The organism is Pseudomonas sp. YuFO8 (genome assembly GCF_035065025.1).
GTDB classification, from domain to species: domain Bacteria; phylum Pseudomonadota; class Gammaproteobacteria; order Pseudomonadales; family Pseudomonadaceae; genus Aquipseudomonas; species Aquipseudomonas putida_AE.
The window spans coordinates 23571-47849 of record NZ_JAXDEQ010000038.1 but is presented as its reverse complement, the minus strand read 5'-3'; the positions used below and the strand labels follow the sequence as shown (position 1 = coordinate 47849).

Genomic DNA, 24279 nt, shown 5'->3' with positions numbered 1-24279 from the left:
TGGGTGGTACTTGTCTGCCCTGCCTGGACGTCAGTGGCGATGCTTGCGCATAACCAATGAGCAACAGGAATAGGATGAAGAGAAATGGCAATAGCAATTGTCCTGGTACTCATCGTTATTGGATCAGTGCTATTCCATGTACTAGCGCCTTGGCATGCAACACCGGCAGCTTCCAACTGGGGATCAATAGACACCACTCTGTTCATCACCCTGATCATCAGCGGAATATTTTTCATCGCCATTACGCTATTCATGGCGGTAGCCGTGATGCGTTATCGTCATAAAGAGGGGGCCAAGGCCCACTACCAGCCGGAAAGCAAGAGGTTGGAATTCTGGTTGATTGTCGTTACCTCGATAGGTATTGCCGCGATGTTGGCGCCAGGCCTGGTTGTTTACAACGATTTCATCCGGGTACCAAAAAATGCTTATGAACTTGAAGTGGTCGCCCAGCAGTGGCAGTGGGCCTTTCGTTTTCCGGGCCAGGACGGGAAACTGGGCAAGTCTGAAATTAAGTTAGTTGATTCCGTCAACCCGTTTGGCGTTGATCCCAAGGATCCCGCCGGCCAGGACGATGTGCTAATAAAAAGTAACGAAGTCAGACTTCCGCTGGATCGACCGGTAAAAGTTTTACTGCGCTCTAAAGATGTATTGCACAATTTTTATATACCGCAAATTCGCAGCAAGATGGATATGGTGCCGGGGATGGTGTCGTACTTCTGGTTTACGCCGACTAAAACCGGGAAATATGAAGTCCTTTGCGCTGAATTTTGTGGCGTAGGTCATTACAACATGCGCGGCCAGATGATCGTGGAGGAGCAGGGTGCCTTCGATCAATGGCTCAGCAGCCAGCCGACCTTTGCGCAGACATTAGCGGCAGCTACCAAACCCGGTCAGGACAGCGTACTGGAAAAAGGTCGTCAGTTGGTCGAGCAATACGGCTGCGGCGCCTGCCACAGCCAGGATGGCAGTACCAGCCTCGGGCCGGGATGGAAGGGGCTGTACGGCCGCACCGAACAGCTTGCCGATGGCACCAGCGTTCAGGTCGATGAGGCCTACCTGAAACAATCGATCCTCCAACCGCAGGCCCGTCTGGTACAAGGCTACCCGCCGGTCATGGTGGCCTATACTCTCAATGACGATGAACTGGGTGCGCTCGTCGCCCTGATCAAATCACTGGGTGCTGCGTCGCAAGAACCTTCTGCCAGCGAAGCGCTGGACAGAGGTGACGACTTGGCGACGCAAGGACAGCGGCTAGCCGGGTCGCTAGGCTGTCTGGCCTGCCACAGTGTCGATGGCAGCAAGGGTATCGGCCCGAGCTGGCAGGGCCTGTATAACGAGCCCGTAACCCTTGCCGACGGTACGAGTATCAAGGCCGACGAGGGCTATATAAAGGATTCGATCCTCAATCCCGGTGCCAAAATCGTCAAAGGCTATGCAGCCGTCATGCCGGCCTTTACCCCGAGTGATCAGGACTTGAACGCGCTGATCGCTTTCATCAAATCAAAAGCGAATGCCGACGCTGACGCGAACAAGGCTGAGCCAGGGAAGTCGCCGTAAAGCAGCCAGAAATACACGCAAACTTCGGCAGGAGGATGACGTGATGGCCTATGCGGAGCAAGCCGAAACAGAGGCACTGCACGAGCCCAAGAGTTTCCTGACCAGATACATCTGGAGCCAGGACCACAAGGTCATCGCCATTCAATACTCCCTGACGGCGTTGTTCGTGGGGGTTATCGCCGTGGTGTTGTCTGGCTTGATGCGCATACAGATAGGCTTCCCCGGCAGTTTGGCGTTCATGGACGCCAGTGCTTACTATCAGGCGATGACCATGCACGGCATGATCATGGTCATTTACTTGCTGACGGCCTTGTTTCTCGGGGGCTTCGGCAATTACCTGATCCCACTGATGGTGGGCGCACGCGACATGGTCTTCCCCTATGTCAACATGCTGAGTTACTGGTTCTATCTGCTCGCGGTACTGGTGTTGCTCGCCGGTTTTTTTGTCCCCGGCGGCCCCACCGGTTCGGGTTGGACGCTCTATCCGCCACAGTCCATTACCCAGGGGACGCCTGGGGTCGAGTGGGGCATCGTGCTGATGCTCGTCTCGCTGGCGATTTTCATTGTCGCCGCCACCATGGGCGGGTTGAACTACGTCACCACGGTGTTGCAGGCGCGTACGCACGGCATGACGTTGTTTCGCATGCCGCTCTCGGTATGGGGCATCTTCATGGCCTCGATCATGGCCTTGCTGGCTTTCCCGGCGTTGTTTGTCAGTGCGGTCATGATGCTGTTCGACAAACTGTTGGGCACCAGTTTTTTCATGCCGGCGATGATCTCGCTGGGACAGCAGCTCGATCACCAGGGTGGCAGCCCGATATTGTTCCAGCACCTGTTCTGGTTCTTTGGCCACCCGGAAGTCTATATCGTTGCGCTCCCTGCGTTTGGCCTGGTCTCCGACCTGATCAGTACGCATGCGCGTAAAAACATCTTTGGCTACCGCATGATGGTGTGGGCCATTATTGCGATTGGCGTACTGAGCTTTGTGGTCTGGGCGCACCATATGTATGTCAGCGGAATGAACCCGTATTTCGGTTTTTTCTTCGCCGTCACCACCTTGATCATCGCGGTGCCAACCGCTCTGAAAGTCTACAACTGGGTCCTGACCCTGTGGCAGGGCGACATCCATCTGACCGTGCCGATGCTGTTTGCCCTGGCCTTTATCGTCACCTTCCTGGTGGGCGGTCTGACCGGGCTGTTTCTCGGCAATGTGATTGTGGATATTCCGCTCTCGGACACCTATTTCGTCGTCGCCCATTTTCATATGGTCATGGGCGTCGCACCGGTCCTGGTGGTGTTCGGCGGCATTTATCATTGGTTCCCGAAAGTGACCGGGCGCATGTTGAACGACACCCTGGGCAAGCTGCACTTCTGGATTACCTTCCTGGGCACCTACGCCATCTTCTTCCCCATGCACTATCTGGGCTTCCAGGGCATGCCTCGCCGCTACTACGCCTACGACAACTACGCGTTCATTCCACAGTCGGCGCAAGAGTTGAATGCCTTCATTACGGTGGTCGCATTGACTGTCGGTGTTTCCCAGCTGCTGTTCCTGTTCAACCTGGCCTGGAGTGTATTCAAAGGCAAACCCGCAGGCGGTAACCCCTGGGGCGCGGCCAGCCTGGAATGGCAAACACCGAACACTCCACCGAAACACGGTAACTGGGGAGAGAAGTTGCCGGTCGTGCATCGCTGGGCCTATGACTACAGTGTGCCGGGCATAGAACAGGATTTCGTTGCGCAAACGGTGTCTGCCGAGGAGTTGGAGCAAATGCGCCAACTCAGTGCCGGAACCCGAATAGCGGACGTTAAACCATGAACAGATTGCTATTGAGAAACGCGGATGACGGTGACCCTGCAGGCGGTTGGAATCGCGATCCTGAAGGTATTCAGGCCGAGGGTGCCGATAGAAGCCGAATCGCAAAAACAGGCCTGCGCCTGTTTCTGGCCGTGGTCAGCTCGTTATTCTTTCTCTTCCTGATCGCCTTTATCGCCCGCTCCCAGATGGTCGACTGGCTACCCCTGACAGAGCCCCTGGCGCCGCTGGCCAATCCATGGCAACTCTGGCTGAATTCGGCGTTTCTAGTGTTCAGTTGCATCGCACTGCAGTGGTCGCGCATGGCAGCCCGACAGGTTCGACTGGACGCCACGGTTATCGGTTTCGTCGTGGCGGGCGTGTTTGCCATTGCCTTTCTGGCGGGACAACTCTGGGTCTGGCAGCAGTTTGTCGCCTGGGGCTACTTTGTCGCCAGCAATCCGGCCAACAGTTTCTTCTACCTGTTGACCGGCCTTCATGGGCTTCACCTGCTGGGCGGATTGATAGCCTGGGGCATGATCGTCGCTAAATTCCTGCATCGCGTGCCGTTGCCGCAACTGCGCGCCAGCGTAGAGCTCTGTGCCATCTATTGGCATTACCTGTTGGGTCTTTGGTTCGTGCTATTCGCGCTGCTGACCAGCACGCCAGAAACCTATGAAGCCATCGCCAGGCTCTGCGGCCTGAGGTGAAAAACCATGGCATCGCATCCACAAGCCCCAGTCGGCTCCGGCTCATCCAATCCACCAGGCTCGCTACCTGCACCGGGATGGGAGGGCATCGCCAGCGACTGGTCCTCCGATAGAGAGGCGTTCAAGCAGGTGCCTTGGGGCAAGGCGATGATGTGGATATTCCTGCTCAGCGATACGTTTGTATTCACCTGTTTTCTCACCGGCTACATGTCGGTACGCATGACCATCACCGACCTCTGGCCAAATCCCAGCGAAGTGTTTGCATTGACGATCGGCGGTAAGGAAATCCCGCTGATTCTGATCGCCATCATGACTTTCGTGCTGATCAGTAGCAGCGGCACGATGGCCATGGCTGTCAATTACGCCTATCGCCGCGATCGCGCGAAAACCACAGCACTGATGCTGGCGACGGCTGCCTTGGGTGTGACCTTCGTCGGCATGCAGGCCTTTGAATGGAGCAAGCTCATCTCAGAGGGGGTGCGTCCCTGGGGGAACCCCATGGGGGCGGCGCAATTTGGTGCCAGCTTTTTCATGATTACCGGTTTCCACGGCCTGCATGTGTCAATCGGCGCGATTTACCTGAGCATTGTGGCGATGAAAGTATGGCGGGGAGACTATGAGCACTCCGGAAACTATCAGAACGTCGAGATAGCCGGGCTTTATTGGCACTTCGTGGATTTGGTGTGGGTGTTTATTTTTGCTTTCTTCTATTTGTGGTAGAGGAGCGCGGGTGATGGCACATGCTCAGGGTCAGCAACATCCGATCAGCCTGTATCTCAAGATCTGGGGACTGTTATTCGTCCTCAGTACCCTGTCGTACCTGGTCGACTATTTCCAATTCCACGGCTACCTCAGGTGGTCGCTGATTATCACGTTCATGTTGCTGAAGGCAGGCTTGATTGTCTCCATCTTCATGCATCTGGCCTGGGAACGGTTAGCCATGGTCTACGCCATATTGGTTCCGCCCCTGTGTTTGTTGGTGCTGATCGGACTGATGGCCACCGAGGCGGACTATGTTTTCCTCAGCCGGGTCATTTTCTTTGGCCAATGAACCGCTGTCGGATGGCCCTCAGTCTCCAGGCGTTAACCCGATATCACTCGCTTGAACTGATGCCATTTGTGCTGCCAGGCGACTGTCCAGTGGGGAGCTGCCGCTCCCGTGCCGGCGATCGTCAGATTGGGATGATGGCCGATGACCTGGTCCAATAGCGGTTCCTGATTCGGCTCGACATCCACAAAGAAAATATGTTTGCCTTCTTGCACCGCCTGCTTGAAATTGCGGAAGTGGGTGTTCGGCACCTGGAACCCAAAAAAACCGCCTTCCCAGATGCTGAAGCCCAAAATGACAATGGCCAGGAAGACAAAAGGCATCCAGCCTGCGGCGGATTCAGTCCAGCCCATCCACCAGGCGCCACCCAGGACCAGTGCTGCGAGTGGCACACCGACCAGCGCACCAATCTCCCCGGAGTGAACGGTATCCTGTTCCATCAACGAGCTGATCTCGTGGAGGTGATGTTCTTCAACATCGGCAATCTTTTCACTGAGCACATGAATTTGTTCGGAATTGATGCCGCTGGCTTCCAGCTCATTTTCAACGGTTTCAAGATCGTTGAGGTTGTCACTGATGTAATAGTGCCGATTCATGCCACACCTCCCATCTCGTGTTTGCTCTGGACCTCCTCTGTCCTGCAGCCTGTACCCGTGGGGAACGTTGCACACGTCGTGCAATTTGAAAGAAGTATAGCACTCGCTAGCATGATGGGTTTTGGGTGTCAATACCCCGGGAGGCGACGTCAGGGCCTGGTTCATCTCGTCGATTTCTGCCGCGAGTCAGGCCCTGCGATGCGCGGAATCAGTGACGCGGGTCGAAATCGCCGCTGAACAGCTCGTCCTCGGCATCCGGGGCCACCGGAATCTTGTGCTCTTCCGACGCCCAGGCGCCCAGGTCGATCAATTTGCAACGGTCGGAACAGAACGGCCGGAACTTGCTCTCGGGGCTCCATTCGACAGGGGCACCACAGGTTGGGCATTCGACGGTTGGGATCTGGCTCATGACTGGCCTCCACGCAAAGTAAGGTAAAAGTGATGCAGGCGTTCGACCTCGCTGTGCAGCCAGGCGAGGTCGCGGTCGTTGACCACCACGTCGTCGGCATGGCTTACGCGATCCTGGCGGCTGGACTGGGCCTTGAGAATCGCCTGGACCTGCTGTTCGCTGGTCTGGTCACGCCGCAGGGTGCGTTCGATCTGCAACTGTTCGGGGGCATCGATCACCAGCACCCGCTGGGTCATGGCGTACTGGCCAGACTCGATCAACAGCGGCGAAACCAGGATCGCGTAAGGTGATTTTGCCAGCGCCAGGTGATGGGCAATCTCTTCGGCGATCAGCGGATGCAACAAGGCTTCGAGCCAGAGGCGTTGCTCCGGTACTTCGAAGATCAGTTTGCGCAACGCGGCGCGGTCCAGTTGTCCGTCGTCTTGTAACACGCCGGGACCGAAGTGTTCGGCAATCTTCGCCAGCGCCGGTCGACCGGGCTCCACCACCCAGCGAGCGGCATGGTCGGCATCGACCGCGTGCACGCCCAGGTCGATGAAGTGTTGGGCCGCCGCGCTTTTGCCGCTGCCGATGCCGCCGGTCAAGCCGAGAATCCAGGGTTTTTCCACAGGGGTATTCATTTCAGACCGACAAACTGCCAATAGAAGTCGGTTATTTGACCACCCCAGAGCAAGGCAATCCAGCCGGCAATGGCCAGATAGGGGCCGAAAGGGATTGGCGTCGATGTTTGCGCCTTGCGCAGGCGCAGGTAAATCACGCCGATGATCGAACCCACCGCGGACGACAGGACGATCGTCAGCGGCAGGATCTGCCAACCGCCCCAGGCGCCAAACATCGCCAGCAGTTTGAAGTCGCCATGACCCATGCCATCCTTGCCGGTGATCAGCTTGAACACCCAGAACACCGTCCACAGCGTCATGTAGCCGGCAATGGCGCCCCACAACGCCTCGGGCAATGACACGAACAGCTCGAGGCTGTTGACGATCAGCCCGAGCCACATCAGCGGCAGCACCAGCACATCCGGCAGGAGTTGATGCTCGGCGTCGATCAGGCTCATGGCCAGCAGGCCCCAGGTCAGGAGCATCGCCATGCCGGCTTGCCAGCCGAACCCGAAGTGCCAGGCAATGAACGCCGACAGCAGCGCGCAGGCCAGTTCGGTCAAAGGATAACGTTTGCTGATCGGCGTCGCACAGGCCGAACAGCGCCCGCGCAGGAACAGAAAGCTCAATACCGGAATGTTTTCCCAGGCGCGAATCCGGTGACCGCAGTGTGGGCACTGGGAGTGGGGCAGCATCAGATTGAAGGTCGACAGCGGCGTTTCGCCGGGCAGGCCGAGGATGTCGTGGGCCTGCACGCGCCACTCGCGGTCGAGCATTTTCGGCAGGCGCCAGACCAGTACGTTGAGGAAGCTGCCAACCAGCAGGCCGACTACCCCGGCGACGACGACGAAAGCCAGCGGGAAGTGGATCAGGATTTCGTTCAAGGGCATGTCAGATCGCTGAGCCGAGTTGGAAGATGGGCAGGTACATTGCAACCACCAGGCCGCCGACAATAACACCCAGCACCACCATGATGAACGGTTCCATCAGGCTGGTGAGATTGTCGACCAGATTGTCGACCTCGTCCTCGTAGAAACCGGCGACCTTGTCGAGCATGTCGTCGAGTGCGCCAGACTCCTCGCCAATGGCGGTCATCGAAATGGCCATATTGGGAAAAATACCGGTCGTACGCATGGAGAAATTCAGCTGCATGCCCGTCGCAACGTCCTGCCGGATACGCAGCACCGCGCGTTTGAACACGATGTTGCCAGTGGCGCCGGCCACAGACTCCAGGGCTTCCACCAGTGGCACACCGGCAGCGAAGGTGGTCGACAGCGTGCGGGCGAACCGGGCCACGGCGGACTTGTACATCAAGGTACCTGCCAGCGGCAGTTTCAGCAGCCAGGTATCCATGCGGTCGCGAAAACCCTGCGAGGTTTTCAGCGCGTGGCGCACAGCGAAAGCGCCCGCGCTGAGTGCGCCCAGCAGCATCCACCACCACGCCTGCAGCCATTGCGACAGGTCGATGACCATCAGCGTGAAGGCCGGCAGTTCAGCGCCAAAACCCTTGAATACCGACTCGAACTGCGGCACCACCTTGATCAGCAGGATAGCGCTCACGATGATCGCCACGCACACGACGATCAGCGGGTAGGTCATGGCTTTCTTGATCTTCGCCTTGAGGCTTTCGCTTTTTTCCTTGTAGGTCGCCACCCGTTCCAGCAGGGTGTCCAGCGCGCCGGCCTGTTCCCCGGCGTCCACCAGGTTGCAGTACAACTCATCGAAGTATTGCGGCTTCTTGCGCAGGGCCGTGGCGAAGCTGTTGCCTGCCGCCACGTCCTGTTTCACCTCGTCGATCAGCTTGCGCATGGCCGGGTTGTCGAAGCCTTCACCGATGATGTCGAAGGAATGCAACAACGGCACGCCGGCTTTCATCATGGTCGCCATCTGCCGGGTAAAAAGGGCAATGTCCTGGGGCGTGATGCGTTTGCCCAGCTTGAACATCGACGTGGATTTCCTGCGCACCTTGCCGGGATTGATGCCTTGCTTGCGCAATTGCGCCTTGATCAGTGCCGGGTTCTGGCCGCTCAGCTCGCCCGTCACCTTCGCGCCTTTCCTGTCTGTGCCTTCCCAGCTGTACACGCTGGTGCTTGCTGCCTTGACTGCCATGTTCAGCCCTTTGTAACCGCCGATGCGTTGATCGCAAGCCGACCGGCTCATAGATCGTGAATGTGCCGATGCGTTCCTCGGGAAACGACTTATAGCCTAGTCAATCGGTGGAACCAAACAGCGCTGTCGAGGTGACGAAAAGTGTCAGATAGTGCGGTTCCTGGGGGTGGGAAGGTGCCTCGTCGCGATCGCGCACCCCCGAGAACAGGGCGCGCCGGGCTTGGCATGGGCTGTGCTGCTGCAGGTGCAGATCATGAGATTTCGACTCATGCATGGAGGCTGTCCTTGAACAATCAAAAAGGTTTTACCCTGATCGAGCTGCTGATCGTGGTGGCGATCATCGGGATTCTGGCGACGTTTGCGATACCGGCTTACTCCAAGTACCAGGCGCGGGCCAAGGTGACGGCGGGGCTGGCCGAGATATCGGCGTTGAAGGTGGCGTTCGAGGATGTGATCAATCAAGGCGACGACCCTGATTTGTCCAATGTCGGCGGCGCTGCATTAACGTCCAACTGCACGACCTCGGCCAGCGGTAAAGCCACTGATGGTTCCGGGACTATCGGTTGCACGATCCTTAACGCGCCGGCTCAGGTGCTGAATAAAACCATCACCCTTTCGCGTACGGTGGCAGGCTGGACCTGTGCCACCACCGTCGACCAGGAGTACGCGCCGAAAGGCTGCACGGGGGTTGCCCCGAAAGCCTGATCCATTCATTTATTGCCTGATACCCCGCCTGTGCGGGGTATTTTTTGTTCGACGTTCAGGGCTACCGAGTATTTGAGAAAACTTCCGACAATTCATGGCCTTAGGCCTTACTCAAAACCCGCAACTTGCATGTAGAGAATTTCCAACTCATGCATTTTGCATGATTTCGAGAAATCGCTGATTTTATAAGTTGTTGATTTATATGGTATTTGCATCTGTTTCAAAGTTGGCACAGCGTTCGCAATATCTCCGGTAAGCCTGCTGAAAAGACAATCAGCAGATTTTCCAGAAAAACAGGAGTTACTCGTATGAAGAAGTTCGCTATCGCTGCCGCTACTGCTACCGCGCTGACCCTGACCATGGCCAACGCTGCATTTGCCCAGACTCAGGCCACACAAGCACCCATGATGCTGGCCGCCGGTGAAGTCACCGAAGCGAAAGAGGATGTTTCCGATACCTGGATCACTACCAAAGTCAAATCGGACCTGGTCACCGAAAAAGGCATTCCCGGCACCGACATCAAAGTGGAAACCAACAAAGGTGTTGTGTCTCTGTCGTCCACCGTTGCGGTAACGGATGCCCAGAAAACCACCGCAGTGGCTATCACCAAGAAAATCAAAGGCGTCAAGGCGGTCTCCGCTGACGGCCTGAAAGCCGAGTAAGGCAAGACTTCTCGCCTGGACTGGGAGAAGGCGCGGTAGGCGGGCCGAGTCATACGTCTGCCGCAACTGAGAAGTTCATGCGACCGGCCACAGGGATGTGGCCATTACAGGCCCCGGCATTCGTGTCGGGGCCTGTTCTATTTCAGTCCAGGCAAAACAGCTGTGGGAGCTAGCCTGCTGGCGATAGCGGTGTGACATTCAACGCCTATGTTGACTGTTACAGCGCTATCGCCAGCAGGCTGGCTCCCACATTGGGATGTGTGGTGTTCAATTGCAGCGTTTGTCTATCACTCGGCATCCAGCATCCAGGCCCCAGCATTCGTGTCGGGGCCTGTTCTATTTCAGTCCAGGCAAAACAGCTGTGGGAGCTAGCCTGCTGGTGATAGCGGTGTGACATTCAACGCCTATGTTGACTGTTACAGCGCTATCGCCAGCAGGCTGGCTCCCACATAGGGATGTGTGGTGTTCAATTGCAGCGTTTGTCTATCACTCGGCGTCCATTATCCAGTCCCTGGCATTCGTGTCGGAGCCTGTTCTATTTAGGACCAGGCAAAACAACTGTGGGAGCTACCCTGCTGGCGATAGCGATGTAACATTCAACACCTATGTTGACTGTCACATCGCTATCGCCAGCAGGCTGGCTCCCACATTGGGATGTGTGGTGTTCAATTGCAGTGTTTGTCTATTACTCGGCGTCTTGGTGCATCCAGCCCCTGGCATTCGTGTCGGGGCCTGTTCTATTTCAGTCCAGGCAAAACAACTGTGGGAGCTAGCCTGCTGGCGATAGCGATGTAACATTCAACACCTATGTTGACTGTCACCCCTCTATCGCCAGCAGGCTGGCTCCCACATTGGTATGTGTGTTGTTTAATTGCAGTGTTTGCCGATTATTCGGCGTCCAGGTGCATTGGGGTGACCACCTTGCCGTCCTTTTCCGCTTCGCCCAACTGGGCGTCGATGAAGTACACCCGGTCGTCCGCGAGCTGACCCTTGTCGACCAGATAATCCTTGATGCTGCTGGCGCGTTCCTGGCCCAGCTCACGCAACAGCACTTCGCTGGAGCTCCAGAACTGGATCACGTCCGCACGCATTTTCGCCGTGCGTTCTTCCTTGCCCAGGTCTTTCCATTCGGCGGGCGGCTGGACCTTCAGGCGCGTGCGGTAGATCCCTTCGAGCAGCGGACCTTTCTCGCTGTCCGGCACCTCCAGCAGATTCGCCTTCGCCGGCACCTTGTCGCCGCGGCGCTGGAGCATCTTGTAGTAGTTGTACTGATATTCCCGTTCCAGGCGTTGCTCGGCGAGCAGCGGGCCATCACTGCTCTTGGCGGCGGTGCCTTCGATTTCCAGGCGCAGGGTCGGGCGTTCCTTGAGGGCCTGGGACAGTTTGACCAGGGCCGCTTCGGCGTCCTTGCTCAGGTCGCTCGAGCCCGGCGCGAATGACACGGTACCCAGGTCCTCCGAGCCACCACCGGCCACCAGGCCACCAATGAGTTTGAACGGCGCGGCGGCAGCCTTGACGATCAGGTTGCGCAGGGTTTGCCAGACAATCGGCATCACGCTGAACTGCGGATTGTTGAGGTCGCCGGTCACCGGCAGTTCGATGGAAATCTTGCCGTCGACGTCCTTGAGCAGGGCGATCGCCAGTTTCAGCGGCAGGCTCACGGCATCCGGGCTGTCGACTTTTTCGCCCAGTTGCAACTGCTCGACCACTACCTTGTTTTCAGCCTTGAGCTGGCCTTTGGTGATCACGTAATGCAGGTCGAGGTTGAGTCGGCCTTTGCGGATGCGATAACCGGCGAACTTGCCGGAGTAGGGGGTCAGCGTGGTCAGTTCCACGCGTTTGAAGCTGGTGGCGATGTCGAGGCTGGCCATCGGGTCGAACGGGTTGACCGCGCCCTTGATGGTCACCGGTGCGTAGCGGTCGACCTTGCCCTTGATATCGACAGTGGCCGGTTTCGCCTGGCGGCTGTCGATGGTGCCGATCGAACCGTTGAGCTGCTGGATGGCGGTGGCGAAGTTCGGGGTCAGGCTGAAGTCGGCGAAGTTCGCCGAACCGTCGTTGATGGCAATGCCGCCGATATGGATGCCCAGGGGCTTGTCCTTGCTGGCGACGGGTTTGGCCGCGGCAGGCTTTGCCCCTGCGTCGGGCGGTTGCGGAATCAGCAGGTCATCGATGTTGGTGGTGCGGTCATCGTTGATCATGAAACGCGCATAGGGTTGCAGCAGGTTGACCTTGTCGATCGACAGGCTGTCGCCGTGCTGGTAGTTGAGGCCTTCGACCACCAACTGTTGCCACTTGAGAAAGTCGCGGGTCTTGAGGGTGTCGAGGGTGTGCAGCTGATCGACCTGAGCGCGACCGGTGACGCTGAGGGCCAGCGGCTCGGTGCTTTTCAGGTTGACCGCCAGGTCGCTGCCGAGCATGCCGCTGCGCAGCTCCAGGCGAATGAACGGGCTGATGTAGGACTGGGCGACACGCAGGTCAATGTCCTTGGTCTGTACGTTGAGCCTGGCGCTGACAGGCGCCAGGTTGACCTCGCCATCGGCCGTGAGCTTGCCCTGCTTGCCCACGCCGGTGTCGAGCTTGAGGGCGAAGGGCGAGCCATTGAGGCTGTCGAACTTCTGCAAGTCGAGATTCAGCGGGCTCAGCTCTACTTCCACCGGCGGTTGCGCCTTGCGGTCCGCCAGATGCACTTTGTAATCGCGCAATTGCACATCGGTGAGCAGCACTTGCCAGGGTTTGCCAGGCTCTGCCGGTTCGGGTTTCGGCGAATCGGCGGCCGCCGGGGTGCTCGGCGGTTCGGCGTTGGCCTTGGCCGCCGGTTTTGACGGTTGGCTGGCGAACAGTTTCTGCCAGTCGAGCTGGCCATCGGCTTCCAGTGCCGCCCAGGTTTCCAGCTTTTGGCTGCGGATCTTGCCGACCACCACTTGCTGTTTGGCCAGGTCCACCGTGGTTTCGCTGATGTCCAGACGCTCGAGCTTCGCCAGCGGCCGTCCGTCCGGGGCCTTGATCGCGAAGGGTGCGACGCTGACTGCGAGGTTGTTCAGCAGCAGTTCGGTCTGCTTGGCCAGGCTGAGTTTGTAGTCGGTACTGAGGCTCATCACCCCGCTTTCGAGGTCCAGGGGCACGGCGTCGCGGACATAGGGCCAAAAGGCTTTCATCTTGCCGTCGGTAATTTTCAGCTTACCTTCAGAGGCGAACGGAATGAGGCTGAAGTTGCCGGTCCAGTCGACCTGGCCACCGTTGGGGCCAATAGCGACCAGTTCCATGTCGGCGCTGTCTTCGGGCAAGGTGCTGAGGTTTTTCAGTTCGAAGTCGAGTTTGTCGTAGAGAAATTCGATCGGTTCGCTGGGGCGCTCATCCTTGAAGTGCAAGGCGCCGCCCGCCAGTTTGATCCGGTCTATGCGCAGCGGGAACGGCTTGGCGTTCGGATCGGCCGGCGTGGGTTCGCTCGCTGGCAGTTTGAACAGCCCGCGCAGATTGAGTTTGCCGTCCTTGCCGAAGAGGATTTCGGTCTTGGATTTTTCCAGTTCGATTTCCGACAGGTGCAGCGCCTGGGTCCAGAGGCTGTCGAGCTGCAGGTTGGCGTACAGGCGTTCGAAGCCGACCTGCTCTTTGCCGGGCTCGCCGATGTTCAGGCCCCAAAGGGTCACTTCAAGGCTGAACGGGTTGAGTTCGATACGCTGGAGGGTGGCGGGCGTCGTGGCGTAGTGGGCCAGTTGTTGGTTGGCAACGCGCAACGCGATGCCCGGCAAAATCAGAAAGCCCAGCAGACTGTAGAGCGCCAGAGCAGTCAACAAGGCGCCGATGGCGCGAATCAATCCTTTGTACATGTGCGGCTTCATCTGTCTGGATCGGAGTGCCTTGGAGTATGGCACGCGATTTCGGTTCCGAAGTCCTCACATCCTGCGGGATTTGTCGGAAAACAACGGCGACTTTCAGAACTGCAGAATCAGGGTTTTCAGGGGTGGCTGCTGGTCCATCGACGGGAAATCGCCGCCTGGTTTCATCACCGTCCACTCCCGGACCGGCCGGCCGGCTTTCTCGGCGCAACGCAGGACCTGCTCGCGCCAGTCGTCCATGCTGACTTTTGCCAGGTTGTTGCAGCAGATCAGCACGCCGTTGTCAGCGGTGGTCAGGACTGCCGGCTTGAGCAGGCTCTGATAGTCGCGCAGCAGGTCGACGGTACCGAAAGCGCTCTTGGCCCAGGCCGGTGGATCGAGCAGCACCAAGTCATACTGACGCTGTTCCAGGCGTTGATAGCTCGGCAGTTTCTGCCCGCGACGCTGGCTGATGGGCAGGCCGGCCAACTGGCGAATGGCCGGGAAGTAGTCGGACTGGATGAATTGCATGGTCGGCAATTGCGGGTTGAGCAAGCCATTCTCGCGACCGACCGCCAGGTTGCCTTCGGCGAAGTCCAGGTTGCACACCTCGCTGGCCCCCCCGGCTGCGGCGCTGAGACCGACCCCGCAGGTGTAGGCGAACAGGTTCAGTACGCTTTTGTTCTTGCTGTGGTCCTTGACCCAGCCGCGGGTGTTGCGCAGGTCGAGGAACAGCAGCGGGTCCTGCCCGGCGTGGCGCCCGCGCACCCGATAATTGAGGCCCCACTCGTGGCCCACCAGGTCTTGCAGCGCGGCTTCGTCGGCACGGTAGACAGTGTCTTCGCGGTCGATGCGCGAGTTGCCACGGGAGCGGTCGTTGTAGACCAGCAGGGTTTCAAACCCCAGGGTTTGATTGACCATTTCGTGCAGTTGCAGCAACGCTTCGCGGTCGAGCGACTGGTGGAAACTCTGCACCATCAGTTGCGGGCCGTAGCGGTCGATGGTCAGGCCGCCGGCGCCTTCCTGGCTGCCATGGAACAGGCGATAGCAGTCGGTGCCCTGGCTGTGCAGTTCGGCCAGCAGATCCTGACGATGTTCAAGGGCGGCGCGCAGCGCCTGATTCAAGGAGGACATGCCGGGCGCCTTGCAGGTGGAATTGGGCGCGGGAGTTTAGCAGGTACTGAGTTTGAAGCTTCAAGCTTCGAGCTTCAAGCTTGCCGCTCCGAGCTTCAGCTCAGCAGACCCATCCGTCTTTTCGCACGATGTACCGAGCCATTGCGCACCGCCCAGCGCAGCATCGGCGCACTGCGGTTGACGCTGGCGCGGATCAATTTGCGTTGCAGCGGGCCTTGGTGCACGCCAAGCATGTCACTGGCCCAGTCCGGCAGCAGATCGATCCCGGCCTGCATCATCAAACCGCCGAATGGCTTGGCCAGACGGCTGGGGGAGGGGGCGTTCAACAGCAATCGCAGCACTTCCCGACTGCGTTCGTCGCACAGCAGCTGCGGGCGAATGCGCTCAAGATAAGCGGCAATCTCCTGCCGGGAGCGCGGCACGTCACGGGCGCCCAGACGTTCGGCCACCAGCGCGATCTCTGCGTAATAACGATCCTGATCGGCCAGGGACAGGTGCGGATTTCGATAACGCAAATGCGCGGCGAGGAAGTTGCTGACCTCCGCCACATGCACCCAGGTCAGCAGATCGGGGTCGCTGGCGGCATAGGGCCGGCCATCGGGTGCGGTGCCTGTGACTTGCAGGTGGATGGTGCGCACTTTTTCGATCAGCCAGTCGGCATCCTGTCGTGAGCCAAAAGTGGTGCCGGAAATGAATTGCCCGGTGCGACGCAGGCGACCGAGCATGTCCTCGCGAAAGTTCGAATGGTCCCACACACCCGCCAGGGCCAGCGGGTGCAGGGCCTGCAACATCAGGGCGCTGATGCCGCCGATCAACATGCTGCTGAAGTCGCCGTGGACTTGCCAGCTCACCGAGTCGGGCCCGAACAGCCCGGGGTCGCCCTTGGGGTTTTCCAGGTCGAGTTTGCCCAGGGACAGGCCGGTCAGGCTCATGATCTGGGTTTCGATGCGATTGCGGATGAATTCCATGGTGTCCCGGTGATTGACTGTAGGAGCTGCCGCAGGCTGCGATCTTTTGATCCTGAAAGCAACGTCAAAAGATCGCAGCCTGCGGCAGCTCCTACAGGAGGCGGCAGTACGTTATTGATTCAGGCGCTTGTCGATCAGGCCCTGGACCACGCTCGGATCGGCCAGGGTCGAGGTGTCGCCCAGGCTGTCCAGTTCGTTGCAGGCGATCTTGCGCAGAATGCGCCGCATGATCTTGCCTGAACGGGTTTTCGGCAAGGCCGGCGCCCACTGGATCAGGTCGGGCTTGGCGAAGCTGCCGATTTCCTTGCTGACGTGGGCGAGCAGGGCTTTTTTCAGTTCTTCATTTTGCTCGACGCCGTTCATGGGGGTGACGAAGGCGTAGATGCCCTGGCCCTTGACGTCATGTGGGTAACCGACCACGGCGGCTTCGGCGATGTTGTCGTGCAGGACCAGGGCGCTCTCCACTTCGGCGGTGCCGATGCGGTGCCCGGAGACGTTGATGACATCGTCGATGCGCCCGGTGATCCAGTAGTCGCCATCTTCGTCGCGGCGGGCGCCATCGCCGGTGAAGTAGTAGCCGGGGTAGGGCTTGAAGTAGGTGTCGACCATTCGTTGCGGGTCGCCGTAGATGCTGCGGATCTGCGCCGGCCAGCTGGATTTGATCGCCAGCACGCCGCTGCCGGCGCCTTTGATTTCCTTGCCATGCTCGTCCAGGAGCACCGGTTGTACGCCGAACATCGGCTGCGTCGCGCAGCCCGGTTTGATCCGTTGCGCACTGACCAGCGGGCTGAGCATGATGCCGCCGGTTTCGGTCTGCCACCAGGTATCGACGATCGGGCAGCGTTGTTCGCCGACCACATTGAAGTACCACTCCCAGGCTTCCGGGTTGATCGGCTCACCGACAGTGCCGAGCAATCTGAGGCTGGCGCGAGACGATTCCTTCAACGGTTCTGCGCCTTCGCGCATCAGCGCGCGCAGTGCGGTAGGGGCGGTGTAGAAAATGTTCACCTTGTGCTTGTCGATCACCTGCCAGAACCGCGAGGTGCTCGGGTAGCTCGGCACGCCTTCGAAGATCAGGGTGGTGGCGCCATTGGCCAGGGGGCCGTAGACGATGTAGCTGTGGCCGGTGACCCAGCCGACGTCGGCGGTGCACCAGAACACTTCACCGTCGCGGTAGTCCAGCACGTATTTGAAGGTCATGGCCGCTTGCAGCAGGTAGCCCCCGGTGGTGTGCAGCACGCCTTTGGGTTTGCCGGTGCTGCCGGAGGTGTAGAGGATGAACAGCGGGTCTTCGGCGTCCATCGGCTCAGGCGGGCAGTCGTCGCCTACGTCGCGTAGCGCCTGGTGATACCAGAGGTCCCGGCCCTCGACCCAGTTCACCGGGTTCTGGGTTCGTTCGACCACGACCACGGTGCTGACATCCGGGCAGCTTTGCAGCGCCTTGTCGACATTGTGCTTGAGTGGCACGAATTTGCCGCCGCGCACGCCTTCATCGGCAGTGATCACTGTGCGGCAGTCGGCGTCGAGGATCCGGTCGCGCAGCGAATCCGGCGAGAACCCGCCGAACACCACCGAATGCACCGCGCCGATGCGTGTGCAGGCGAGCATGGCGTAGGCCGCTTCGGGGATCATCGGCATGTAGATGCACACCCGGTCGCCTTTCTTCACGCCACGACTTTTGAGCACGTTGGCCAGGCGGCAGACGTAATGGTGCAGTTTCTTGTAAGTGATCTGGGTGGATTCGGCGGGGTCGTCGCCTTCCCAGATGATCGCGGTTTGATCGCCGCGCTTGGCCAGGTGACGGTCAATGCAGTTGAAGCTGACGTTCAGTTTTGCGCCGGCAAACCAGTGGGCTTCACCGGTCTTCAGGTCGTAGCGCTGGACGGTTTGCCACGGTGTGCTCCAGTCGAGGAAGCGGGTGGCTTGTTCGGCCCAGAAGGTGCTGGGGTGTTCGATGGATTCGCGGTACAGGCGGTGATAGTCGTCCTGACTCAGTTGTGCAGCCCGGCGCACGGCATCGGCTTTAGGGAACGTGCTGATATCGAACATGACGGTTCCTTCTTCTTGTTGTGGCGAAGAGGGGAGCTGCGCGACCCTCGTAGGAGCTGGCTTGCCAGCGAAAGCGGTGTATCAGTCGACATAAGTATTGCCTGATATACCGTCTTCGCTGGCAAGCCAGCTCCTACAAAGGTTAGTACAAGCGTCAAATCAGCCGCGGTGACGTCCGCGGAAGTAGTTGATCAAGCCCTGGGTGGACGCGTCGTCAGCCGGGGTTTCTTCGCTGCCGACCAGGCGGTTGTAGACGCCTTTGCCCAGTTCCTTGCCCAGCTCCACACCCCATTGGTCGAAGGCATTGATGCCCCAGATCACGCTTTGCACGAAGACTTTGTGCTCGTACATCGCCACCAACGCACCCAGGCGCCGCGGGCTGATGCGCTCGACCACCAGGGTGTTGCTCGGACGGTTGCCCGGGATCACCTTGTGCGGCGCAAGGCTCTGCACCTGCTCTTCGCTCATGCCTTTGTCACGCAGCTCGGCCTGGGCTTCGGCCAGGGTCTTGCCGAGCATCAGCGCCTGGCTTTGCGACAGGCAGTTGGCGTACAGCCACTGGTGGTGGTCGGCCACCGGGTTGAAGCTGACGATCGGCACGATGAAGTCGGCCGGGATCAGTTGGGTGCCCTGGTGCAGCAACTGGTGGTAAGCGTGCTGGCCGTTGCAACCTACGCCACCCCAGATCACCGGACCGGTGTCGGTGCTGACGGGCGTACCGTCCTGGCGCACGCTCTTGCCGTTGGATTCCATGTCCAGCTGTTGCAGGTGCTTGGTGATGTTACGCAGGTAGTGGTCGTACGGCAGGATCGCGTGGCTTTGCGCGCCCCAGAAATTGCCGTACCACACGCCGAGCAGGGCCAGTAGCACCGGCATGTTCTGGTCGAACGGGGTGTTCAGGAAGTGCTGGTCCATGGTGTACGCACCGGACAGCAGTTCCTTGAAGTTCGACATGCCGATGGCCAGGGCGATCGGCAAACCGATGGCCGACCACAGCGAGTAACGCCCGCCGACCCAGTCCCACATCGGGAAGATGTTCTCTTCGCGGATGCCGAACGCTACGGCGGCGGCGTTGTTGCTTGATACTGCGATGAAGTGGCGATGCAGTTCGGCTTCCGAACCGCCCTGGGCCAGGTACCAGGCGCGGGCGGCCTGGGCGTTCTTCAGCGTTTCGAGGGTGTTGAAGGATTTCGACGAAACGATGAACAGCGTGGTCTCGGCGCGCAGCTTCATGGCCAGTTCGTGGAACTCACTGCCGTCGATGTTTGCCAGGTAGTGGCAACGCACGCCTTTCTGGGCATAGGCCAGCAGGGCTTCGGAGACCAGCTCGGGCCCCAGGAACGAACCACCGATGCCGATGTTGACCACGTCAGTGATCGGCTTCTCTGAGTAGCCGCGCCACAGGCCGTCGTGGATACGGCCCACGAGGTCGGTGATCTGGTTCAGCACTTTGTGCACTTCTGGCATCACGTTGACGCCGTTGACCGACAACTTGTCGCCGACCGGGCGACGCAGGGCGGTGTGCAGGGCCGGGCGTCCTTCGGAGGCGTTGACGATCTCGCCATCGAACAGCGATTTGATTGCGCCCTTGAGGTCGACTTCGTCGGCCAGGCCCACCAGCAGGTCGCGGGTCTGGGCGTTGATCAGGTTCTTCGAGTAGTCGAGAAACAGACCGCAGCTACTGAGGGTGAATTGATTGAAGCGCTGCGGGTCGGCGTTGAAGGCCTCGCGCATGTTGAAATCCTGCATGGCCTGGCGGTGGTCTTTCAACGCCTGCCAGGCGGGCAGGGTGGTCACGTCGTGGGGGGTGCGGTAATACGCCATCGCTGCGGGTTTCCTTTTACTTGAACTGCCTTTAAGACACTGAAAATACCGGAATGTCCTGACCACTGACTGGCGGTAACCCGGTTAGCCTGCGTGCACACGATTAAATAGCGCAGACCGGTAACAGTAAACCCAGAGAGGCGATCTGTCTTGGCTTTGTCGGACCTGCGACCGGTACTTTTTTGTACCGGTGCGGTCGTGGGGGGATTTCAGGCGGGGGTGTCGAGGTTCAGGTGCAGGTTGTCGATCAGGCGCGTCGTCCCCAGGAACGCCGCCACCAGGATCACCAGGTCGCGATCTTCCGGGGTGGCCGGGCGCAGGCTCAGCCCATGGCGAATTTCCAGGTAGTCGGGACGCAGGCCCGCCGCTTCGAGTTGTTGCAGCTTGGCACGGATCAGGGCCGGGTAATCGCGCTCGCCTTGTTTGATCGCTTCGGCGATCTCGCTCAGCGTGCGATACACCACCGGCGCCACGGCGCGCTGATCTGCGTCGAGGAAGCCATTGCGCGACGACAGCGCCAGGCCATCGGCCGCCCGCACCGTCGGCTCGCCAATGATCTGGATCGGCATGTTCAGGTCATGCACCAGCGCGCGAATGACTGCCAGTTGCTGAAAGTCTTTCTGGCCGAAGATCGCCAGGTCCGGCTGGACCATGTTGAACAGCTTGCTGACCACCGTTGCCACGCCTTCGAAATGCCCCGGACGGCTGGCGCCGCACAGGCCTTCGGAAAGCTGCGGGACGCTGACGCGGGTCTGGCCGGTCATGCCGCCGGGGTACATCTCTTCAACGGTAGGCGCGAACAGCAGGTCGCAACCGGCTTCGAGCAGTTTTTCCTGGTCGGCGGCGAGGGTGCGCGGGTATTTGTCGAGGTCTTCGCCAGCACCGAACTGCAGCGGGTTGACGAAAATGCTCGCGACCACGAAATCCACCCGCTGGGTGGCCTTGGTGATCAGCGCGACATGCCCGCTGTGCAGGTTGCCCATGGTCGGCACAAAGCCGATGCGCTTGCCTTCACTGCGGGCACGGGCCACGGCGGCCCGTAGTTCGCGTACGGTTTTGACGGTGTTCATGCAGAGAATCCGTGTTCGATGCCTGGGAAAGTCGCCGCTTTGACTTCAGTGACGTAAGCGCTCAGGGCCGCGTGGATGCTTTCCTGGCCGGCCATGAAGTTTTTCACGAACTTGGGGACGCGACCGGTAATCGACAGGCCCAGCATGTCGTGCAGGACCAGTACCTGGCCGTCGGTGCGGTGGCCGGCGCCAATCCCGATGACCGGAATGCCCACGGCCTGGGTGATTTCTTCGGCCAGCTCGCTCGGCACGCATTCGAGCAGCAGCATCGACGCGCCGGCCTGTTCCAGCGCGATGGCATCGGCACGCATCTGCCGCGCCTGGTTTTCGTTGCGACCCTGGACCTTGTAGCCGCCGAGGATGTTCACCGATTGCGGCGTCAGGCCCATGTGGGCGCAGACCGGAACGCCCCGTTCTGCCAGCAGGCGGATCGAGTCCGCCAGCCACAACGCGCCTTCAACCTTGATCATGTGAGCGCCGGCCTGCATCAGCAGGGCGCTGTTGGTCATGGCCTGTTCCGTGGTGGCGTAGGCCATGAACGGCAAGTCGGCAAGGATCAGGGCGTCGGTGTTACCGCGTTTGACGGATGCCACGTGGTAAGCCATTTCGGCGGTGGTGACCGGCAGGGTGCTGTCGTGACCTTGCAGAACCATGCCGAGTGAGTCGCCCACCAGCAGCACTTCGACGCCGGCCTGGTTGCAGGCGTGGGCGAAGGTTGCGTCATAGCAGGTCAGCATGGTGATTTTTTCACCTTTTTGCTTGAGACCTTGCAGAGTGGTCAGGGTGATGGCTGGCATGAAAAGTTCCTCATTCAGGCGCTGTGGAAACTACTGCGAGTAACGCGCGTGATTCTTCGTTGAATACAGGCGCACGGTCTTTTGTCGTGCTTTGAAGGCCTGGATTGCGCCCTTGATGCCGTGGTGACGGCAGCGGGACGCCTATAGTCGTGAGGAGAACGTGGGAAGTCAATTGCGTGTGTTACCGCATTGTTACGCCCGCGGTGTTACCGGGGTGACTGATGCGTTTCAGCAAATGCCAACATCAAAAGATCGCAGCCTTCGGCAGCTCCTACAGGTCATCACCGTCCTGTAGGAGCTGCCGAAGGCTGCGATCTTTTGGTGCAACTCAGTCTACCGGCAGGCGTTCCAGCCCGACGAACGGGCAGGCAGCGAGCAAGTCGGCGAGTGTGCGGCCATCGCCCAGGCGCAGGTCGGCGGGCGCCAGTTCGGCCAGGGGATACAGGACGAAGGCCCGCTCCTGCATATGGTAATGCGGGACTTTCAGGCGAGGTTCGTCGATCAGGCGGTCACCGAACAGCAGGATGTCCAGGTCCAGCGTACGCGGGCCCCAGCGCTCAAGGCGCTCGCGGCCCTGGCCGGTTTCGATGGACTGCAAGGCGTCCAGCAGCTCAAGCGGTGCCAGAGCGCTGTCGAGCGCGGCCACTGCGTTGGTATAACGCGGCTGGCCGGGCAGCAACGAGTCGCTTTGATAGAAGGCAGAAACCCCGACCAGTTGCGATTGCGGCAACTGAGCCAGCGCCTCGATGGCGCTGCGCAGCTGTTCGGCGGGGTCAGCGAGGTTGCTGCCCATGCCGATGTAGATGCGTTCCATGGATTACTCGCCCGTGGTGCTCGAAGCGTCCGCTGAGCGCTTGCGCTTGGAGCCGCCGCTGCGGCGACGTTTGCGTGGGCCGCCGGTACCGTCGTCCTTGCCGCTGAGGTCGCGAATCATGTCGCGGCGCTCGCTGTCATTGGCATCCTGGTAGTCGGTCCACCATTCGCCCAGGCCATCGGTCTGCTCGCCCGCGCTTTCGCGCAGCAGCAGGAAGTCGTAGCCGGCGCGGAAGCGCGGATTGTCCAGCAGCAGGTCGGCGCGTTTGCCGCTGCGCCGTGGCAGGCGCTCCTGCATGTCCCAGATCTCGCGGATCGGCATGGTGAAGCGTTTCGGGATCGCGATGCGCTGGCACTGCTCGGCAATCAGCTCGTGAGCGGCTTCCTGCATCGCCGGAATCGGCGGCATGCCACGATCCTGCAGGCGCAATACGCGCGCCGGCAGAGCGGGCCAAAGCAGGGCGGCAAACAGGAACGCCGGGGTGACCGGCTTGTTCTGCTTGATGCGCAGGTCGGTGTTGATCAGGGCTTCGCTGATCAGGGTGTGGGTGTAGGTCGGGTTGTATTCCAGTGCCTCGGCGCTGGCCGGGAACAGTGGATCGAACAATTGCAGGTCGACCAGCATTTCAAAAGTGTCGGCCGCGTGGCCGGACAGGAACAGCTTGAGTACTTCTTCGAACAGGCGGGCCGACGGGATCTCGCGCAGCATGGGCGCGAGGTCGCGGATGGGCGCAGCGCTGTGTTTTTCGATGCCGAAATTCAGCTTGGCGGCAAACCGCACGGCGCGCAGCATCCGCACCGGGTCTTCCTGGTAACGCTGCTTGGGGTCGCCAATCAAGCGGATCAGTTGGTTGCGAATGTCGTGCACGCCGTTGGCGTAATCGAGAATGCGTTCGCTGACCGGATCGTAATACAGGGCATTGATGGTGAAGTCGCGGCGTTGCGCGTCTTCTTCCAGGGTGCCGTAGACGTTGTCGCGCAGGATGCGCCCGCTTTCGTTACGCGAGGATTGATTTTGATCTTCCTCTTCGTCGTTCTGCGGGTGGTTGGCGCGGAAGGTCGCGACTTCGATGATTTCGCGGCCAAAGTGGATATGCACCAGTTTGAACCGGCGGCCAATGATCCGTGCATTACGGAATTCGGCGCGTACCTGTTCAGGGGTGGCGCTGGTGGCGACGTCGAAATCTTTCGGCGTGATGCCGAGCAGCATGTCACGCACACAACCGCCGACCAGATAGGCCTGGTAACCGGCGCCCTGCAGGCGTTCGACGATGTTCACCGCGTAACGGCTGAATTGCCCCTTTTGCAGCGAATGTTGGCCGCTATTGAGCACTTCAGGCGTGCTGCGGATGTGTTGCGTACGACGCACGGGAGTACGGAATGACTGGAACAGCTTCTTCAGCATGGGATGCACTGTTTGAAGGAATGTTCGGCCAAAACGAAGAATGACCGCATGATGGGCGGGGATTCTAGCATTTAGTCGAGGGATGGTGTAGGACACAGCGGATTTGAGGTGTAGGAGCGAGGCGGGGCGGGCGAATCGCAGAAACTACAAGGGGAGCCGAAGCTCCCCAAGAAGTAGTTGCATGCTCATTTTTGTTATTGGTTTCGGGCTT

The 24279-nt window shown here is 59.7% G+C and carries 22 protein-coding genes; 7 read left to right on the top strand and 15 right to left on the bottom strand.

All coding sequences use genetic code 11. The annotated features are described in order from the left end of the window. The first annotated feature begins 84 nt into the window (after positions 1 to 84). From SOP95_RS25380 to SOP95_RS25360, 5 genes are read left to right on the top strand one after another with little or no spacing between them, the layout of a single operon-like run. Entirely contained in the window at positions 85 to 1557 is a 1473-nt protein-coding gene (locus SOP95_RS25380) for a c-type cytochrome (RefSeq protein WP_323608714.1), read from the top strand. A 43-nt stretch (positions 1558 to 1600) separates the two neighbouring features. After that, positions 1601 to 3376 carry a cytochrome c oxidase subunit I gene (gene ctaD / locus SOP95_RS25375; protein ID WP_274074608.1) on the top strand — a complete coding sequence of 592 codons (1776 nt, stop codon included), beginning with the start codon at positions 1601 to 1603 and terminating at the stop codon, positions 3374 to 3376. Then, positions 3373 to 4062, top strand: coding sequence for a cytochrome c oxidase subunit 3 (locus tag SOP95_RS25370; protein ID WP_323608713.1), 690 nt, complete (start codon positions 3373 to 3375; stop codon positions 4060 to 4062). Before ctaD ends, SOP95_RS25370 begins: the two co-directional genes overlap by 4 nt. A gap of 6 nt (positions 4063 to 4068) precedes the next feature. After that, positions 4069 to 4782, top strand: a complete 714-nt coding sequence (locus SOP95_RS25365) for a heme-copper oxidase subunit III family protein (protein WP_323608712.1) — start codon at positions 4069 to 4071, stop codon at positions 4780 to 4782. A 13-nt stretch (positions 4783 to 4795) separates the two neighbouring features. Next, entirely contained in the window at positions 4796 to 5113 is a 318-nt protein-coding gene (locus SOP95_RS25360; protein ID WP_323608711.1) for a cytochrome C oxidase subunit IV family protein, read from the top strand. Between the two features lie 32 nt (positions 5114 to 5145). On the opposite strand, the gene SOP95_RS25355 is transcribed toward SOP95_RS25360, so the two are convergent. The 6 genes from SOP95_RS25355 to SOP95_RS25330 form a co-directional block, all read right to left on the bottom strand. After that, positions 5146 to 5706, bottom strand: coding sequence for a magnesium transporter (locus SOP95_RS25355; RefSeq protein ID WP_274074567.1), 561 nt, complete (start codon positions 5704 to 5706; stop codon positions 5146 to 5148). A 208-nt stretch (positions 5707 to 5914) separates the two neighbouring features. Then, entirely contained in the window at positions 5915 to 6115 is a 201-nt protein-coding gene (gene yacG, locus SOP95_RS25350) for a DNA gyrase inhibitor YacG (RefSeq protein ID WP_060543361.1), read from the bottom strand. Beyond that, positions 6112 to 6735: a dephospho-CoA kinase gene (coaE, locus tag SOP95_RS25345; RefSeq protein ID WP_274074568.1), complete on the bottom strand. Its 624-nt coding sequence runs from the start codon at positions 6733 to 6735 to the stop codon at positions 6112 to 6114. The genes yacG and coaE overlap by 4 nt, the downstream gene beginning before the upstream one ends. Beyond that, the gene (locus SOP95_RS25340) at positions 6732 to 7604 is read right to left on the bottom strand and encodes a prepilin peptidase (protein WP_323608710.1); all 873 of its coding nucleotides are present in this window, start codon (positions 7602 to 7604) and stop codon (positions 6732 to 6734) included. Before SOP95_RS25340 ends, coaE begins: the two co-directional genes overlap by 4 nt. Position 7605: 1 nt before the next feature. Beyond that, positions 7606 to 8823: a type II secretion system F family protein gene (locus SOP95_RS25335; protein ID WP_323608709.1), complete on the bottom strand. Its 1218-nt coding sequence runs from the start codon at positions 8821 to 8823 to the stop codon at positions 7606 to 7608. A gap of 100 nt (positions 8824 to 8923) precedes the next feature. Further along, the gene (locus tag SOP95_RS25330) at positions 8924 to 9097 is read right to left on the bottom strand and encodes a hypothetical protein (RefSeq protein ID WP_274074571.1); all 174 of its coding nucleotides are present in this window, start codon (positions 9095 to 9097) and stop codon (positions 8924 to 8926) included. Between the two features lie 11 nt (positions 9098 to 9108). Between SOP95_RS25330 and SOP95_RS25325 the strand changes: the two genes are divergently transcribed. Continuing rightward, positions 9109 to 9528: a pilin gene (locus SOP95_RS25325; RefSeq protein WP_274074572.1), complete on the top strand. Its 420-nt coding sequence runs from the start codon at positions 9109 to 9111 to the stop codon at positions 9526 to 9528. A 308-nt stretch (positions 9529 to 9836) separates the two neighbouring features. After that, positions 9837 to 10190 carry a BON domain-containing protein gene (locus SOP95_RS25320; protein WP_274074573.1) on the top strand — a complete coding sequence of 118 codons (354 nt, stop codon included), beginning with the start codon at positions 9837 to 9839 and terminating at the stop codon, positions 10188 to 10190. Between the two features lie 887 nt (positions 10191 to 11077). On the opposite strand, the gene SOP95_RS25315 is transcribed toward SOP95_RS25320, so the two are convergent. The 9 genes from SOP95_RS25315 to SOP95_RS25275 form a co-directional block, all read right to left on the bottom strand. Beyond that, a complete protein-coding gene (locus SOP95_RS25315; RefSeq protein WP_323608708.1) occupies positions 11078 to 14032 on the bottom strand; it encodes a DUF748 domain-containing protein in 2955 nt (984 codons plus the stop codon). A 93-nt stretch (positions 14033 to 14125) separates the two neighbouring features. Further along, positions 14126 to 15142 (bottom strand): class I SAM-dependent rRNA methyltransferase, encoded by a 1017-nt coding sequence (locus SOP95_RS25310; protein ID WP_323608707.1) that lies wholly within the window; start codon positions 15140 to 15142, stop codon positions 14126 to 14128. 95 nt (positions 15143 to 15237) lie between these two features. After that, positions 15238 to 16110 (bottom strand): oxygenase MpaB family protein, encoded by an 873-nt coding sequence (locus SOP95_RS25305; RefSeq protein ID WP_274074576.1) that lies wholly within the window; start codon positions 16108 to 16110, stop codon positions 15238 to 15240. Between the two features lie 111 nt (positions 16111 to 16221). Further along, entirely contained in the window at positions 16222 to 18159 is a 1938-nt protein-coding gene (gene acs, locus SOP95_RS25300; RefSeq protein ID WP_323608706.1) for an acetate--CoA ligase, read from the bottom strand. A 159-nt stretch (positions 18160 to 18318) separates the two neighbouring features. Further along, on the bottom strand, positions 18319 to 19983 hold the full coding sequence (gene pgi / locus SOP95_RS25295) for a glucose-6-phosphate isomerase (protein WP_323608705.1): 1665 nt from the start codon (positions 19981 to 19983) through the stop codon (positions 18319 to 18321). A gap of 209 nt (positions 19984 to 20192) precedes the next feature. Next, a complete protein-coding gene (panC, locus tag SOP95_RS25290; RefSeq protein WP_274074579.1) occupies positions 20193 to 21053 on the bottom strand; it encodes a pantoate--beta-alanine ligase in 861 nt (286 codons plus the stop codon). Continuing rightward, the gene (gene panB, locus SOP95_RS25285; RefSeq protein ID WP_323608704.1) at positions 21050 to 21850 is read right to left on the bottom strand and encodes a 3-methyl-2-oxobutanoate hydroxymethyltransferase; all 801 of its coding nucleotides are present in this window, start codon (positions 21848 to 21850) and stop codon (positions 21050 to 21052) included. The genes panC and panB overlap by 4 nt, the downstream gene beginning before the upstream one ends. A 328-nt stretch (positions 21851 to 22178) precedes the next feature. Continuing rightward, positions 22179 to 22664: a 2-amino-4-hydroxy-6-hydroxymethyldihydropteridine diphosphokinase gene (folK, locus tag SOP95_RS25280; RefSeq protein ID WP_323608703.1), complete on the bottom strand. Its 486-nt coding sequence runs from the start codon at positions 22662 to 22664 to the stop codon at positions 22179 to 22181. Positions 22665 to 22667: 3 nt separating this feature from the next. Next, positions 22668 to 24068, bottom strand: a complete 1401-nt coding sequence (locus tag SOP95_RS25275; RefSeq protein ID WP_274074582.1) for a polynucleotide adenylyltransferase PcnB — start codon at positions 24066 to 24068, stop codon at positions 22668 to 22670. Between the last annotated feature and the right edge of the window lie 211 nt (positions 24069 to 24279).

What these genes read in the sequence shown, in the direction of transcription:
- SOP95_RS25380 (WP_323608714.1), top strand. Translation starts at nt 85, where the DNA reads ATGGCAATAGCAATTGTCCTGGTACTCATCGTTATTGGATCAGTGCTA.
- ctaD (WP_274074608.1), top strand. Translation starts at nt 1,601, where the DNA reads ATGGCCTATGCGGAGCAAGCCGAAACAGAGGCACTGCACGAGCCCAAG.
- SOP95_RS25370 (WP_323608713.1), top strand. Translation starts at nt 3,373, where the DNA reads ATGAACAGATTGCTATTGAGAAACGCGGATGACGGTGACCCTGCAGGC.
- SOP95_RS25365 (WP_323608712.1), top strand. Translation starts at nt 4,069, where the DNA reads ATGGCATCGCATCCACAAGCCCCAGTCGGCTCCGGCTCATCCAATCCA.
- SOP95_RS25360 (WP_323608711.1), top strand. Translation starts at nt 4,796, where the DNA reads ATGGCACATGCTCAGGGTCAGCAACATCCGATCAGCCTGTATCTCAAG.
- SOP95_RS25355 (WP_274074567.1), bottom strand. Translation starts at nt 5,706, where the DNA reads ATGAATCGGCACTATTACATCAGTGACAACCTCAACGATCTTGAAACC.
- yacG (WP_060543361.1), bottom strand. Translation starts at nt 6,115, where the DNA reads ATGAGCCAGATCCCAACCGTCGAATGCCCAACCTGTGGTGCCCCTGTC.
- coaE (WP_274074568.1), bottom strand. Translation starts at nt 6,735, where the DNA reads ATGAATACCCCTGTGGAAAAACCCTGGATTCTCGGCTTGACCGGCGGC.
- SOP95_RS25340 (WP_323608710.1), bottom strand. Translation starts at nt 7,604, where the DNA reads ATGCCCTTGAACGAAATCCTGATCCACTTCCCGCTGGCTTTCGTCGTC.
- SOP95_RS25335 (WP_323608709.1), bottom strand. Translation starts at nt 8,823, where the DNA reads ATGGCAGTCAAGGCAGCAAGCACCAGCGTGTACAGCTGGGAAGGCACA.
- SOP95_RS25330 (WP_274074571.1), bottom strand. Translation starts at nt 9,097, where the DNA reads ATGCATGAGTCGAAATCTCATGATCTGCACCTGCAGCAGCACAGCCCA.
- SOP95_RS25320 (WP_274074573.1), top strand. Translation starts at nt 9,837, where the DNA reads ATGAAGAAGTTCGCTATCGCTGCCGCTACTGCTACCGCGCTGACCCTG.
- SOP95_RS25315 (WP_323608708.1), bottom strand. Translation starts at nt 14,032, where the DNA reads ATGAAGCCGCACATGTACAAAGGATTGATTCGCGCCATCGGCGCCTTG.
- SOP95_RS25310 (WP_323608707.1), bottom strand. Translation starts at nt 15,142, where the DNA reads ATGTCCTCCTTGAATCAGGCGCTGCGCGCCGCCCTTGAACATCGTCAG.
- SOP95_RS25305 (WP_274074576.1), bottom strand. Translation starts at nt 16,110, where the DNA reads ATGGAATTCATCCGCAATCGCATCGAAACCCAGATCATGAGCCTGACC.
- acs (WP_323608706.1), bottom strand. Translation starts at nt 18,159, where the DNA reads ATGTTCGATATCAGCACGTTCCCTAAAGCCGATGCCGTGCGCCGGGCT.
- pgi (WP_323608705.1), bottom strand. Translation starts at nt 19,983, where the DNA reads ATGGCGTATTACCGCACCCCCCACGACGTGACCACCCTGCCCGCCTGG.
- panC (WP_274074579.1), bottom strand. Translation starts at nt 21,053, where the DNA reads ATGAACACCGTCAAAACCGTACGCGAACTACGGGCCGCCGTGGCCCGT.
- panB (WP_323608704.1), bottom strand. Translation starts at nt 21,850, where the DNA reads ATGCCAGCCATCACCCTGACCACTCTGCAAGGTCTCAAGCAAAAAGGT.
- folK (WP_323608703.1), bottom strand. Translation starts at nt 22,664, where the DNA reads ATGGAACGCATCTACATCGGCATGGGCAGCAACCTCGCTGACCCCGCC.
- SOP95_RS25275 (WP_274074582.1), bottom strand. Translation starts at nt 24,068, where the DNA reads ATGCTGAAGAAGCTGTTCCAGTCATTCCGTACTCCCGTGCGTCGTACG.